This window comes from Streptomyces sp. NBC_01334 (genome assembly GCF_035983595.1).
Taxonomy (GTDB): domain Bacteria; phylum Actinomycetota; class Actinomycetes; order Streptomycetales; family Streptomycetaceae; genus Streptomyces; species Streptomyces coriariae.
In genome coordinates, this window is sequence record NZ_CP130718.1 from 9,966,790 (window position 1) to 9,981,457 (window position 14,668).

Sequence of the window (14,668 nt, forward strand, 5' to 3'; positions counted from 1 at the left end):
GCCTTGGCGCGGAGAGTTCGGCCGTGTCACTATTTCCGCACGCCTTCCCTGCCCGAAAACATTTACGGGGCGGGGGATTGAGCATCTGTACACCGGTTCTGTACTGGTGAGACCGCGTCCGTTCCCGGTACGGCACAGGTTTCCTCTCGCATCGAATCCCCGCGCGCCGCGGTGTTTTCCCGTGTGCTGCGCTCTCTCCGGAAGCTGTGCGCAGATTCGTCACGTACAGAAGGCAGACTCTAGAGAAAGTAGAGCCCATATATGCCCAGGTTGTGCAAGCCCGCGGTGAGCGCGCCGGAACACGTCATCACGATCGACGAGACTCTCGAGTTCGCAGCGAAAGCCCATGCCGGAAAGCCGCAGCTTCCCCTGGCGCTCCGACTGATCCGGAACACCGGAGTGCTGAAGCGGCACATCGTCCAGCCCATCGAGCAGACGCTCAAGCACCCGGGCCTGACGGAACGCAACCGCATCTACGAGGCCGAGTCCAGGAAGCTGACCCCGCCGGTCATCGAAGAGGCCCTGCAGAACGCCGGCCTGGCGGCCCGTGACATCGACGCGATCATCTACGTGTCGTGCACCGGCTTCAGCATGCCGTCGCTGACCGCCTGGCTGATCAACACGCTCGGCTTCCGCTCCGACACCCGCCAGATACCCATCGCCCAGCTCGGCTGCGCGGCGGGCGGCGCGGCGGTCAACCGGGCCCACGACTTCTGCCTGGCCCACCCCGGCACCAACGTCCTGATCGTCTCCTGCGAGCTGTGCTCGCTGTGCTACCAGCCCGACGCCGACGACATCGGCTCGCTGCTGTCCGACGGGCTGTTCGGCGACGCGGTCGCGGCCGCCGTGGTGCGCGGCAACGGCGGTGTCGGCATCGAGCTGGAGCGCAACGCCTCCTACCTCATCCCGCACACCGAGGACTGGATCTCCTACGCGGTCAAGGACACCGGCTTCCACTTCCAGCTGGACCGCCGCGTGCCCGGCACGATGGAGCCGCTCGCCCCGGTGCTGCGCGAGTTCGCCAAGGACCACAGCTGGGACGCCGGCAGCCTCGACTTCTACATCGTCCACGCCGGCGGCCCGCGCATCCTGGACGACCTCGCCAAGTTCCTCGAGGTCGACCGGTCGGTGTTCCGCCACAGCTGGTCGACGCTGACCGAGTACGGCAACATCGCCAGCGCCGTCGTCTTCGACGCGGCCCGCCGCCTGTTCGAGGAGGACACCCCCGTCCAGGACGCCACCGGTCTGATCGCGGGCTTCGGCCCCGGCATCACCGCCGAGATGGCGCTGGGCCGCTGGAGCGTCGACGGCCCCCGAGAGCTGGACTGAGTCCGACGCAAGGGCAACCGAACGTCACTCGAGTGAAACTCTGCGCGGACAAAGGAAGCTGACCACATGACTGGCCTCATCCTCCCGCCCGGTCAGGGGCGAAAGCTGATCACCAAGGCGCAGGAAGTGACCTTCAAGGCCACAAAGGAGCACGGCTCCTCCATATCGATCTTCGAGGTGGTCGTACCGCCCGGGTTCGATGTCGGGGCGCATGTCCACAGCGATGCCCAGGAGTTCTTCTACGTCCTGGAGGGGGAGCTGCAGCTCCTGGCTTTCGAGCCGGCCCGGCGCACCGCACAGGACTGGCACGAATGGGAGTCGCCCGGCGGGGACAAGGTCGTCCGTGCCACCGAAGGTGCCTCCATGTTCGTGCCACCCGGAACTCCGCATGCCTTCAGGAACGCCTCCGACAAACCGGCGCGGATGCTCTTCCAGTGCTATCCGTCGCCCGTTCACGAGCGGTACTTCGAGGAGATCGCGGAGATCTGGGCGGCCGGCGGGATCAACCCCGACGCCATCGACGAGATGCGCAAGCGCTATGACGTCAGCCAGATCACGCCACAGCGCTACGAACCGCCTGTCCTTCTCGATCCCCAGTCCTCCGAATAGCGCGGAGCGTAAACAGAGATGAGTGACATCGAAAAGATCCCCCTGGTTTTCGCGAGCCTGGGGGAGAAGGAGCTGGCCGCCGTCGCCGAGGTGTTCGCCTCGGGATGGCCGGCCGGCCAGGGACCGAAGGGCAAGGCCCTCGAGGCCCAGCTGAAGCAACGGTACGCAGCCGGTGACGCGGTCGCGGTCAGCAACTGCGGCGCCGCCCTGCACCTGGCGATGCTCGCGTTCGGCGTGCAGCCGGGCGACGAGGTCATCGTCGCCGACTACACCTTCCCCGCCCCCGCCCACGCGGTGCGCTACGTCGGCGGCACGCCCGTCTTCGCCGACGTGCGCGCCGACACCGGCACCGTGGACCCGCAGTCGGTGGCGGACCTCGTCACCCCCCGCACCGTCGGCATCATCGCCGTCGACACCGTCGGCCTGCCCGCGGACTACGCACCCCTGCAGGCCATCGCCGACCGGCACGGGCTGTTCCTCGTCGAGGACGCCGCCTGCGCGGTCGGCGCGACCTACCAGGGACGCGAAGCGGGCGCACTGGCCGAGGTGGCCTGTCTGTCCTTCCACGGACGCAAGGGCGCCACCAGCGGCGAGGGCGGCGCCCTCATCTCCACCGACCCGGCCATCGGCGCGAAGGCACGCCAGCTGTCGTCGTTCGGCATCGGCAGCATCTTCGACATGGGCCAGGTCATCGGCCTGCCGATCCCCGCATTCACCGAGATCGGCTACAACTTCAAACTCTCCGACATCGCCGCGGCGATCCTGCAGGTCCAGCTCGGCCGTATCGAAGAGCTCATGCAGCGCCGGCGCGCCGTCGCCGCCCGCTACGCCGAACTCTTCGCCGACGAGGAACTGCTGACGGTGCCGCACGTACCGGCCGACCGCACCCACGCCTGGCAGTCCTACCTGGTCACCCTGGACCCGACCGTCGACCGCGGGGCCGTCGCCACCGAGCTGCGCGCCAAGGGCATCGGCACCCTGCACGGCACCTGGGCCAGCCATGTGCAGCCCGCGTTCGACGCCAAGCAGGTCTGCCCGGTCTCGGCGGACCTATTCCAGCGCAACCTCGGCATACCCATGCACGCCGAGCTGACCATGAGCCAGGTCGAGCGGGTCAGCGAGGTCCTGCGCAGCGCGCTGCGCACCCACGCGAAGCCCGCCCGGACCCTGAAGGGAGCGGCATGACGAACAACCAGCCTGCACCGGACGGTGTGATGAGGCTGATCAACGGCTACTGGAACACCGGCGTCATCGGCGCCGCGGCCACCCACGCCGTCTTCACCCACCTGGACAACGGCGCGGGCACGGCCGCCGAGGTCGCCGCCCGCGCCGAGATCTCCGAGCGGGGCGCACAGGGCCTGCTGGACGGCCTGGTCAGCGTGGAACTGGTGGTCCTCCAGGACGGGCGCTACCGCAACACGCCCGAGGCGGCCGCCTTCCTCGTCGAAGGCAAGCCCGCCTCCCTGGCCGGCTTCGCCAAGCTGAAGCTGCAGCACACCGGCAGCCTCATCGACCTGCCCGAGGTCGTCCGCATCGGCGGGCCGCTGTCCGGCGGCGAGACCGAGGTGGCCGACAACCCGCACTGGGAGGGCATCGTCCCCGCCATCGCCGCGGTGTCGGTCCCGGCCGCGGAAGCCGGCATCGAGGCGCTCGGCATCGAGGACGCGGGCGAGATCTCCATCCTCGACGTGGGCGGCGGCTCGGGCATCTACTCGTCGATCTGGCTCAAGGCCAACCCGGCCGCCCGCGCGGTCCAGCTCGACTGGGAGCCGATCAACGCGATCGCCCACCGGCTGGTCGCCGAACACGGAGTGGGGGACCGCTTCACCACCCTCAACGGCGACTTCCACAGCACCGACTTCGGCACCGGCGAGTACGACATCGCGGTCTACTCCCACATCGCCCACCAGGAGAACGCCGAGAGCAACATCGAGGTCTTCACCCGGCTGCGCAAGGCCCTCAAGCCCGGCGGCGCCCTGGTGGTCGCCGACTACGTCGTCGACGACGACCGCAGCGCCCCGGCGTTCCCGCTGCTGTTCGCCCTGGAAATGCTCCTCAAGAGCCAGGAGGGCGGCACCTGGCGGCGCTCCGACTACCACGACTGGCTGATCAAGGCAGGCTTCGAGGACGTCTCGTTCCACGCCGCGCCGCCCGCGACGATGGTCATCGCCCGCTAGCAGGCCGCCGGCCGGCCCTCTCCCGGCCGACCCGACGAGATCCGCGCCGCCGGCCCGGACGGCGCGGATCTCATCGGGCCGGCCGCCGACCCGGGCGGATCTCCCGGGCCGTGGGGGAGGTCTCCCGGCCCGGGGGCCCTGCCTGCCGGAGACGGCCAGGGCCCCCGGGCCGCGTACGGCGACCCGCCCGCCGGCCGCGGCCGGCCGCCCTCCGGGGCGGTGGCGGGGGAGCGCACCGGGAGGGGATCTCGGCTTCCTTCACCCGCCGGACCGCACCCCTTCGGACACGAACGCTTCTGAGCACAAAGGCATGTGACCGAACGTCACATCCCTCCCGGGGCCCGCCCCGCATCCTGCACGCCGCATCCCGCACCGAGCCGTCGACCGCCTGAACGTCCACCGCCCACCGCCCACCGCAAAGGAGACAGCCCACGATGAAGGGCTCCGTGGCTTACCGCTCGATTCAGAAGCGCGGTCTTCACATCGGCCTGCTGCCGGAGATGGCGGCCGCCGTCAACCCCTCGACCCCGATCAGCCTCGACCACGACCTGGGCGTCCTGCCCGAGGCGGGACGGCGTCTGACGGTGGCCCAGTACGCCGATCACGTCGACGACCTCGCGGCCCGCCTGTGGGCGGCCGGGGTCCGGCCCGACGAGCGGGTCGTCATCTACAAGACGGCCAACGCCGACCACTGGATGCTCGCCGCGGCGATCTCCCGCATCGGCGGGATCGTCGTGAACCTCTCACCGGCCCTGGACGCCACGACCGTGGGCGTCCTGCTGCAGCGGGTCGACCAGCCGACCCTGCTCACCGACGGCGCCAAGCTCGACGTCCTGGCCGACGTGCCGCTGGCGGACCTCACCCGGCGGATCATCACCTCGGCCGGCGACCGGCCCGGCGCCATCGGGCTCGCCGGACTCGCCGGCTCACCGCGCGTCAAGCCGGTCGTCCGGCCCATCGACGAGGCCGCCGTCATCACCCACACCTCCGGCACGACCGGCATTCCCAAGCTCGTCGTGCACACCCCCCGCACCCAGGGCATCCGCCTCGTACCGCAGTGGCGGCTGCTGTCGCTGATGCGGAAGAAGGAGACCGTCGCGATCAACGTGCCCTTCGTGCACTCGCGGATGGTCGCGGCGATGTCCCTGGCGCTGCTCAAGGAGTACCCGGTCCTGCTCATGCGGGAGACGGGCCCCGCCGAGGTCGCCGAGCAGTTCATCAAGCACCGGCCGGCCTTCGTCGAGGCACTGCCCAACTCGCTGATGGAGTGGGAGGAACTCGCCGAGGACCCGCGGGCGCCGTTCGGGTCGGTGAAGGTCTTCAGCAGCACCTTCGACGCCATCCACCCCGGCACGATGAGCAAGCTGCTCCACGCCTCCGACCGGCGCGGAGCCCTGTTCTTCCAGATCTACGGGCAGAGCGAGGTCGGCCCGGCCGTCGGCCGCGCCTACTTCCGCCACTCCGCCCACAAGGCGAACGGCCGCTGCGTCGGCTGGGCCATGCCGAAGGGCGCCGCGAAGATCCGGGTGGTCAGCCGGGACGGCAATCCCCCCTCCGAGACCAACCCCGGTGCCATCGAGGTGGCCTGGGACGGCATCGCGAAGTCCTACTTCGGTGAGCAGGACCGCTACGACGCCAACCGCGACGGCCAGTGGTGGGGCACCGGGGACGTCGGCTACCGCACCAGGTTCGGCTGCCTGCACATGCTCGACCGGGAGATCGACATGATCCCCGGGGTGAAGAGCTCCCTGGAGATCGAGGACGTCGTGCTGGGCCGGCTGCACGAGCTGACCGAGCTGGTCGTGGTGCAGGGCCCCAACTCCGAACCGGTGCCGGTGATCTGCACCGTCGACGACAAGCCCCTGGACCTGAACCGCTGGCGGGCCGCCGTCGCCGCGTTCCCCCAGCTCGCCGACCCCGTGCAGATCCCGCAGGCCGAGCTGCCCAGGACCGCCACGCTGAAGGTGCAGCGCCTGGCGCTGGCCCGGCGATTCGAGGAGCAGTTCCAGCAGCAGACGTGAAGCGCGAGCGGTGATCAGCACACCACCCCGGCGCTGCCATCCCCCTCACCCGCAGGGGCATCCCCTTCCCCCTGCAGGCCGCACCCGCCCGGTCCCGCCAGCCCATGGCGGGACCGTCGCGGTTCACGACCCCGCCGACCACCCTCGAGCCGGGCGCCGCCGGCACGCTGCGCGACCGCCCCGGGACGACGGCGGCCCGGCCGGGGGAGAAGGCCCGCGCCACGTCGGGCGTGGATGCGCAACGACCGTCCGCACAGGGGCTATTGCGGTGCCCACTGTTCCTTGGTGATCTCGTAGCGCACGCCCCCGTGCTCGGAGCCCTCGACCATCTCCATGTCGGGGGGAGTGGGGATGGTGTCCGCGAGCGTCATGGCGAGCTTCTCCATGATGTTGCGCGAACGGTGGTTCACGGCCATCGTCTCGGCCCAGACCATGCGCACACCGAGCCCGGTGAACGCCTTGGCCAGCAGAGCCCGCGAGGCTTCGGTGGCATACCCCTTGCCCCAGGCCGCCTGCCGCAGCCGGTAGCCGAGTTCGGCCTCGTCCGGCGGGCCCTGCGGCTCGGGACGCAGACAGAACCAGCCGATGAACGCGCCGCCGTCCTTCTCGTGCGCGGCGAACAGGCCGAGATCGCCGTGCCACTTCTCGTAGCCGGCGATGATGTTCGGCAGGTGGCGCTCGCGGACAGTCTCCGGGGCGGTCGGTTGGCCCCCGGTCAGATAGCGCATCACCGCGGCGTCGCTGTCCAACTCGATCAGCAGGTCCGCGTCGCCGGCAGTGAAGCGGCGCAGGACCAGGCGCTCGGTCTCCAGATAGGTGTCCACACAGTTGATCATGTCCAAAGCAGGGCGGGCAGTTCAACGGCTTTACCCGGAGCACGGTCGGCGAACCTCGAGGTGTCGCCGCCGCAACGCGCCACCAGGTCACGCCACCGCACTTCTCGATCTCGCAGCCTGAGAACGCATCAGCCCCGGGCCCCCGCCGCTTCCCGCACTCCATCATCGGCCATACGCCTTGAAGTTGGCTTGAGGTTCGATTGGCGCCGGCTAGGCGCGCCGACCCTCGCCGCCCGAAGTCGCGCACAATGGCCGAGGAATTGCCTGCCCAGAATCCACGACAGGTGAAATGCGCCCGTGGAAATGGAGAGTTCACGGATGGCGAACGAGAGGTTAGATGCCGGTATCGCGAGCCCCGGCACTTCGGATGCGTGGCGCATCGCGGAGCTGGAGCGCGAGGTACAAGAGCTTCGCCGCACCAACAAGGCGCTGCGGATATGCATGGCCAGGCAGCTCGAACTCGATTCCGAAATTGTGGCGGTCGGCCAGACGGTCGCAGGAATCGGCGTCACCAACGGTGTCACGAACGGCGTCCTGAAAGGCGCCGCGAACGCGGGCCGGAACAATGCGGCCGCGGCACCCGGGCGAGCGGAGGACGCCCGGCGGGCCGGCCAGCGGTCGCCGCAGACGCCCGCACCGCGCCCCGCGGTCGCGTTCCGCGCCCTGGGCCCGATCGAGGCCGCCGTCGGCGGCCGCCCGGTCGACCTGGGGGCGCCCAAGCAGCGCGCCCTGCTGGCGCTGCTGGTCAGCAAGGTGGGCCGGCCGACGGCCTTCGACGTGATCGTCGAGGAGCTGTGGACCGGGCACCCGCCGCCCGCGGCCGTCTCCTCGCTCCACGCGTATGTCGCCAATCTGCGGCGGGTGCTGGAGCCCGGCCGCGCGCCCCGGACACAGCCGACGGTGCTGCGCACCTACGGACGCGGCTATCTGCTCGACAGCCGGGCCGTCGAGGTCGACGTACACCGGTTCAGCGAACGGGCCGTCGCCGGCTGGCAGGCCCTGGACCGGGGCGATCCGCACAGCGCGGTGCACGAGTTCGAGGGGGCGCTGGCGCTGTGGCGCGGGCCGGCCTACGCCGAGGTGGCGGACACCGACTGTGTGCGGCCTGACGTGGCACGGCTGGAGGAGCTGCGGCTGTCGGTGGTCGAGGGACGCTGCGCGGCCCTGCTCGCGGCCGGCGCCCACGAGATCGCGGCGGCCGAACTGGAGGCCTTCGTCCAGGACCACCCCTTGCGTGAATACGGCTGCGAACTGCTGAGCCTGGCGCTCTACCGGGCGGGCCGACAGGTCGACGCGCTGGCGGTGCTGCGCACCAACCAGCGTTGGCTGGCAAAGGAGTTGGGGATCGATCCGCGGCCGGCGCTGCAGCTGCTGGAGGAGCAGATACTCAACCACGCGCCGTCCCTGGACTGGCGACCGCAGCCCCGGACGGACACCAGGCCGGCCCGGCGCCCCGCGGCGCTGCCGGATCAGCGCGGACCGCACTGGAGCGTCCGCCGTCAGCCCGCCCATCACGGGTTGCTGCCGCGGGGCGACTTCCTGCGCTCACCCCTGCCGGCGGAGCTGTAGCCGCACGCGGCGCACACCCGCGCCGGGCCGCGCACCCGCGGCCCGGCCGGGCGGGGGCGGTACCAAGCCCCCTGCTCTGCGGGAGTTCGGGCTCCAGCTGTGCCTCTGAGAGCTCCTGACCCGGTCTTGACCGCGATCGGTCCCGGGGGGAACCCGCCATGGGCGGCGACCGAGGCATGAACGGACTTGCCCCGCCGGGAAGACTGCACTGGGAGGTCCCGTCGGGCGGGCCTGGCCAGGGGCCGCCGGTGCTCAGCTCTCGAGGTCGGACCAGGTCGCCACCAGGGCTCGCCGATCCGGAAAGCGGGGGCCGGGCACCATCTCCTGGGTGGTTTCACCGTTGAGCCAGCACACCTGCTCGGGGCCGCCGTCACCGGTGTCGAACAGGCAGCACACTCCGCCGCCGGCTGCGGTGAGGTCGGTGAACACCTTCCTGATACTGGCCGACCGCGCGAACAAGCGGCTCATCGACGACGTCGCCGCCCAGCATTCCACCGACGCGTAACCGGGGTGCAGGGAGGACTCGAACCGGACCGTCGCGTAGACGTAGCCGATCCGGACGCGCCCGTCCGCCTCAGGTTCAGGGCCGTCCGTCTGCGCGTACTCGCGCAGGGCGTCGTCGGCGTCGAACATGAGGGACGTGTCGAGCTCGAGCGTGCCGCTCAGGGAGCAGTCGACCGGATCGCTCCTGAAGTGGGACGTGAACGGCAGGGCGAGCCGGTCACCGCCGGGCAGTGTGATCTCGAGCGGCGGCACGGCAGGACTCGGTGGCGCCAGCTCCGCCAGACAGGTCAACGTCCTGGCGACGTTGCGGGGACGCAGGTACATGTCGTAGCTGTAGATCAGCCCCAATACTCCCCCCCGTGCCGGATCGAACCGCACCCTCTCATGACCCGCCCCTGGGGCGCCTGCCGGTTTCGCACAGGCACGCTGATCCGGCGCCACAGCGGTTCCCGCTGCCCCTTGCCCGCACGGGTTCACCGCGCCCCTGGTCCGTACCCGCCGACGGGCTCGCCGTGAGGAACTGCAGCCCCCGGAGCGGGTTCTGGAAGTCCGCCCCGGAGGGCGAGAGCGCCGGCCTCGCAGGACGGGCGCCGGCGCAGGCCGGCCGGAACGCGCGGTGCACCCGGAATCCGGGCCGGGCCGCGCCCCGGCGGCCGTCACGTAGGCACCGAGCCCGCGGCGCGCGCGGGCGGCCTGGACGGCTCGCCGGGCGCGGCGCACAGCACGACGCACCACCCCCGGACCGGGGATGGTGCGTCGACTTGTTGTGGGGTCAGGCCCCGGTCATGCCTTGGCGGCCTCGGGGGAGGGCGCCGTAGTGGGCGCCGGAGCGGGGGCGGGCTCTTCCGCCAGCACTTCGGCGGCCTCGGCGTGCGCGTCGCGCTTCTCGGCGCTCACCTTTCCGAGCAGGAGCAGGGCGATCAGACCCGCGGCAGCCAGTACACCCGCGGCGACGTACAGCGCGAGCGCGAAGGCGTCGGAGGCGACCGTGGCGGGGTTGCCGTCGGCCGCGTGGTCGGTGACGTAGCGCAGGGCGATGGGCACCAGGGTCGCGAGGCCGAGGGCCGCGCCGATCTGCTGCATCGAGGTCTGCACCCCGGAGGCCAGTCCCGCGTCCTGCCCGGTGACCTCGTGCAGGCCGCCGTTGATCAGGACGGGGAAGCCCATGCCGTTGAACAGGGCGAACACGACGAGACCGGGCATGACCCCGCCGACGTAGCTGGCGTCGGGAGCGAAGCCGCTGGCGGCGATGAACTGGCCCAGCGCGCTGCCGAAGAAGGCGATGACCACGATGGGCTTGACGCCGATGCGGGGCATCAGCGCGGTGGACACGCCCATGCCGAGGCCCGTCGCGATGGTGAGGGGGATGTAGGCCAGACCCGTCTCCATCGGCGAGTAGTGCAGCACCTGCTGGAGGTACAGGGTGGCCACGAAGGCGTAGGTGTAGAACGACGCGAACGACATCATGCTCACGACGTTGCTCGTCACCCGCGTGCGGTTCTTGAAGAACCGCAGGGGGATCATCGGTTCGGGCACCCGCGACTCCCACACGGCCGTGAAGACCAGTGCGGCGATTCCGCCCAGCAGCGGCAGCAGCACGTGCGAGGAGCCCCACGGGTTGTCGGCGGCCTCCAGCAGGCCGTAGACGACGCCCACGAGGCCGGCGGTGGTGGTGAGCGCCCCGAGGGCGTCCAGTCGCTGCCCCTCGCGGCGGGCCATCCGGCTCTCCGGCATCAGGCGCGGGATCACCAGCAGCGCCAGCACCACGATGGGGATGTTGATGTAGAAGACCCAGCGCCAGTCGATGAAGTCGGTCACCAGACCGCCGACGACCGAGCCGACCGCCCCGCCGAGCGCCGCCAGTCCGCCCCAGATCCCCAGGGCCTTCGCCCGCTCCTTGGCGTCGGTGAACAGCACGGCGATGAGGCCGAGCGCGGCCGGTGCCGCGAGCGCCTCACCGAATCCCTGGAGGAAGCGGCCGGCGACGAGGAGACCGGGGGTGTTCGCGGCACCGCACATGATCGAGGAAACGCCGAAGAGCAGGACGCCTGCCACGAAGACCTTGCGGCGGCCGAGCAGGTCGGCGACGCGCCCGCCCAGCAGCAGGAATCCGGCGGCCATCAGCAGATAGCCGTTGACCACCCAGGCGAGCCCCTCGGTGGAGAAACCGAGGTCGGTCTGGATGTTGGGGAGCGCGATGTTCACCACGGTGACGTCGAGCATGAGCATGAACTGCACCGCGGTGAGTACAGCCAGCGCTTTCCAGCGCCGGGGGTCGCCGGCGGTGGGGCCGCCGGCCTGGTCTCGTGATTCTTTGAGGGTACTCATGACGTTAGTTGTCCTCCCGATCCGGGGCTGGACGGTTCCTTCCGCTGGTTCTTCCGCTGGCCGGTGTTGTCGCTAGCCGACGATGTAGCGCTCGACGGTGGGTGCGAGGAGCTCGACGATCTCGTCCACCGACGCCGAAGCGATCGGCTCCACGCCCAGGACGTAACGCATCAGGAACACGCCCCACAGCTGCGCGGCCGACGCGTTGATGTGGATCGCCTTGATGCTGAGCTTGCCCGCGAGCTCGTCGATGCTCAGCGGGTCCTCGTTGAGTGCCGTGCCCGCCTGCGCGAAGACCTGGGCGGAGAAGAGGTTGCGCATCGGCTCCGCGCCCTCTTTGCCGGTGGTCGCGGTCCGCAGGGCCTGCAGGAGCTGCGGCTGCCACTCGGGGTCCTCGAAGAATTCCAGGGTGAGCCGGACGATGTTCTCGGCGAGCTTCTCGCGCGGCCCGTGGTAGGCCGCCGCGCCGGCCTTGGCGAATGCCTGCCCGTAGGCGGTGATGATGGCGGACGCTTCTTCCACTTCAGTGGCTGTAGACATGTGTTTACCTTCCGGGTGAAAACCTTGGCTTTTCGCGGGTATGGTCGCCCGTCCCGCTTGCAGCAGACTTGAAAGGCGCTTGAATTCACGAAACCTCAGGCCACCGCCGCGGTCTGAGATTTCTGGCAGCTGAGACTTTCCGGCGAACCGGTGTGATTCAGTCACCGCCGCCGGACTCGGCGTTCGACGCGCCACAAAAAAAGACCCGTTCGCGGACCGGCTGTACGACGTGCCGCCCGCCGGAGCGGATGTGAGGCCGGCGGCCGGCTCATGACGCGCTGTCAGTTCGATGTGGCGGCGAAAGCGGCGTTCGAGGCCTCGCGCGCCTTCTGGTAGTAGGCGGCGAGCTTGTAGTACGCCTGGCCGGACGGTGCCAGCGCGACGGCGGAGACGAACTCGCGGCCGCCTTCGTACGCGTGGGGCACGCCGTTCGCGAACGTCTCGATCTCCGGGTGGAAGGGAGCGGGAAGCTCTCCCGGGTTCTGCGTCTTGACGGAGAAGCAGATGCGCTCGACCGCCGAGGAGTCCCAGCCGATGGTGGGGTACACCGAGAACGACCGCTTGACGAACTCGGCGACCGAAGCGTCCGGCTCCGCGAACCCGAACGCGCGCAGCAGCGCGAGCTTGGTCTCCGTCCGGACCGCTGCCACGGCGAGGTACACGTTCAGCGTGCGCTTGGCGTAGTTGATGCCGATGGCCGACACCTTGTCGTCCAGGCCGAGGCTCGTCAGCGTGTCCACGTGCTCGGCAAGGCCGGGCGGCATGGACGGAATACCGGCGAACTTCGCCAGCGGCGGGAAGTCGTCGAGCGGGAAGAACGCATAGGACTTCTTGAAGCCGCCGACGATGCCGTACTCGACGCCGTAACTGGCTATGGCGCAGCGCGCCTGGATCTCCGCCAGCAGTGAGCCGACGGGATGGTCCGTCTCCTCGATGAGACCGTTCGCCAGCGCGGTGGCATAGGGATCCAGGCCCTTGGGAGTCAGCGAGAAGTCGAAGTCGAGCTCTCCTCGGTGCTGTTCACCGGCCGCCATGCTGAAAACTATGTGGGCTCCGGGGAGTTCGTCTCCGAATGCCTTCACGGCCGGGGACACCTGGTCGGGCGAACAAGGCACGTTCAGCAGCCGGGCCGTTTCCGCAACCGCCGAATAGACCTTATCCAATCCAGCGGGTTCTGGCATGAGCTCCTCCAAGGGTCAGCCTATAAGTGCGGCATGCGCCACCACCGTCGCTCACCCCGCTTGGCGACGGCTTGGCGCTTGAGGCTTGTACGACCATCGGGCCCGGGTGAGCCGGCGCAGCCCGCGTCCGCCGAGGACCGCCGGCCAGGTCGCCGGAGTGCAACGGTCGGCCAGGTCGCCGAAGAGGAACGGCTGGACGCTGCCTCAGCGCACCCCGACCGGCCGGCGAGCGGGACGCACGACCCGCGCCGCCCCACCCCCGGCCACCTGCCCGGGGGCACTGCGGCCCCGACGGCGCTCTCCGGGACCGCGGTGCCGGCGCCGGCACGGAGCAGGAACCACCTGCTCCGTGCCGTCCCGCTCGGATTCCGCTCCAAGCAGGCTCCACCTCCGCTGCAGCCGCACCACGCACGCTGACGCAAGCCACCCCCCGCCGTGTCTGCGCCCCAGCGCACCAGCCCCGTCCAAGGAGATGTGTCGTGACCACTGCAGTGACCCGCCGGGCCGCCACCGACCAGGAGCCCGCCGCCTCCGCACGGCGCACCGTCGAGGACCTGCTCCAGCGCGTCGAGGACCGGCTGAGCTCCTTCCTCGCCGCCGAACGCGCCCGCTACGCCCAGGTGCACGCACACGCCGTCGTCGCCATCGACGCGCTGTCCGACCTCGCCACCGCCGGCGGCAAACTCGTCCGCCCGGCCTTCTGCCTCACCGGCTACCTCGCCGCAGGCGGCGACCCCGACGACCCCGCCGTCATCGACGCGGCCGCGGCCCTGGAACTGCTGCACATCTCCGCCCTCGTCCACGACGACGTCCTGGACGACTCCCGCACCCGGCGCGGCAAGCCCGCCGTCCACCTCCTGCACTCCACGCTGCACCGCACACGCGGCTGGCAGGGCGAGTCCCGCCGGTTCGGCGAGGGCGTCGCCCTCCTCGTCGGCGACCTCGCACTGGTCTACTCCGACGAGCTGATGTCCACCGCCCCCTCCGGCGCCTTCACCGAATGGCACCGCCTGCGCTCCGAGGTGATGATCGGCCAGTACATGGACGTCGCCGCGGCCGCCGAGTTCAGCGTCGACCCCGACCTCTCCCGGCTGATCGCCCTGATCAAGTCCGGCCGCTACACCATCCACCGCCCCCTGGTCGTCGGCGCGAGCGCGGCGGGCCGCGCCGACCTCGCCCCCGCCCTCGCGGAGTACGGCGAGGCGGTCGGCGAGGCCTTCCAGCTCCGCGACGACCTGCTGGACGCGTTCGGCGACTCCGCCCAGACCGGCAAGACGGCCGGCCTCGACTTCAGCCAGCACAAGATGACCCTCCTGCTGGGCTGGGCCATGCAGCGCGACGCCCACATCCGCGACCTCATCACCGAGCCGGGACACACCCCCGACGAGATACGCCGCCGCCTGCTGGACACCGGCGTCCCCGAGGACGTCGAACGCCACATCGCCTCCCTCGTCGAGCAGGGCCGCGCGGCCATCGCCGACGCCCCCCTCGACCCGGTGTGGCGCGGCGAACTGGCGAACATGGCCCTGCGCGTGGCCTACCGCGACAAGTGACCCGCCCCCGTACGACAGTTG

Annotated in this window: 12 protein-coding genes; 7 read left to right on the top strand and 5 right to left on the bottom strand. The window is 70.5% G+C overall.

Going from position 1 to position 14,668, the window contains the following annotated elements:
* The first annotated feature begins 261 nt into the window (after positions 1–261).
* From OG736_RS44195 to OG736_RS44215, 5 genes are all read left to right on the top strand, one after another.
* Positions 262–1,329 carry a type III polyketide synthase gene (locus tag OG736_RS44195; protein ID WP_314225108.1) on the top strand — a complete coding sequence of 356 codons (1,068 nt, stop codon included), beginning with the start codon at positions 262–264 and terminating at the stop codon, positions 1,327–1,329.
* A 66-nt stretch (positions 1,330–1,395) separates the two neighbouring features.
* Entirely contained in the window at positions 1,396–1,938 is a 543-nt protein-coding gene (locus OG736_RS44200) for a cupin domain-containing protein (protein WP_327180545.1), read from the top strand.
* 27 nt (positions 1,939–1,965) lie between these two features.
* Entirely contained in the window at positions 1,966–3,123 is a 1,158-nt protein-coding gene (locus tag OG736_RS44205) for a DegT/DnrJ/EryC1/StrS family aminotransferase (protein ID WP_327187476.1), read from the top strand.
* Entirely contained in the window at positions 3,120–4,115 is a 996-nt protein-coding gene (locus OG736_RS44210; protein ID WP_327180544.1) for a class I SAM-dependent methyltransferase, read from the top strand. Before OG736_RS44205 ends, OG736_RS44210 begins: the two co-directional genes overlap by 4 nt.
* 434 nt (positions 4,116–4,549) lie before the next feature.
* Positions 4,550–6,136 (top strand): class I adenylate-forming enzyme family protein, encoded by a 1,587-nt coding sequence (locus tag OG736_RS44215; protein WP_327180543.1) that lies wholly within the window; start codon positions 4,550–4,552, stop codon positions 6,134–6,136.
* A 260-nt stretch (positions 6,137–6,396) separates the two neighbouring features.
* On the opposite strand, the gene OG736_RS44220 is transcribed toward OG736_RS44215, so the two are convergent.
* Positions 6,397–6,960 carry a GNAT family N-acetyltransferase gene (locus OG736_RS44220; RefSeq protein ID WP_327180542.1) on the bottom strand — a complete coding sequence of 188 codons (564 nt, stop codon included), beginning with the start codon at positions 6,958–6,960 and terminating at the stop codon, positions 6,397–6,399.
* Between the two features lie 330 nt (positions 6,961–7,290).
* Here OG736_RS44220 and OG736_RS44225 point away from each other — a divergent pair, with 330 nt between their 5' ends.
* A complete protein-coding gene (locus OG736_RS44225; RefSeq protein WP_327180541.1) occupies positions 7,291–8,541 on the top strand; it encodes an AfsR/SARP family transcriptional regulator in 1,251 nt (416 codons plus the stop codon).
* A gap of 252 nt (positions 8,542–8,793) precedes the next feature.
* Here OG736_RS44225 and OG736_RS44230 read toward each other — a convergent pair whose 3' ends face one another.
* From OG736_RS44230 to OG736_RS44245, 4 genes are all read right to left on the bottom strand, one after another.
* The gene (locus OG736_RS44230) at positions 8,794–9,393 is read right to left on the bottom strand and encodes a hypothetical protein (RefSeq protein WP_327180540.1); all 600 of its coding nucleotides are present in this window, start codon (positions 9,391–9,393) and stop codon (positions 8,794–8,796) included.
* Between the two features lie 435 nt (positions 9,394–9,828).
* On the bottom strand, positions 9,829–11,373 hold the full coding sequence (locus OG736_RS44235; protein ID WP_327180539.1) for a DHA2 family efflux MFS transporter permease subunit: 1,545 nt from the start codon (positions 11,371–11,373) through the stop codon (positions 9,829–9,831).
* Positions 11,374–11,445: 72 nt separating this feature from the next.
* Positions 11,446–11,913, bottom strand: a complete 468-nt coding sequence (locus tag OG736_RS44240) for a TetR/AcrR family transcriptional regulator (RefSeq protein WP_327180538.1) — start codon at positions 11,911–11,913, stop codon at positions 11,446–11,448.
* Positions 11,914–12,194: 281 nt separating this feature from the next.
* Positions 12,195–13,094 carry an aromatic prenyltransferase gene (locus OG736_RS44245; RefSeq protein WP_327180537.1) on the bottom strand — a complete coding sequence of 300 codons (900 nt, stop codon included), beginning with the start codon at positions 13,092–13,094 and terminating at the stop codon, positions 12,195–12,197.
* A gap of 479 nt (positions 13,095–13,573) precedes the next feature.
* Between OG736_RS44245 and OG736_RS44250 the strand changes: the two genes are divergently transcribed.
* Positions 13,574–14,647 carry a polyprenyl synthetase family protein gene (locus tag OG736_RS44250; RefSeq protein WP_327187473.1) on the top strand — a complete coding sequence of 358 codons (1,074 nt, stop codon included), beginning with the start codon at positions 13,574–13,576 and terminating at the stop codon, positions 14,645–14,647.
* Positions 14,648–14,668: the final 21 nt, after the last annotated feature.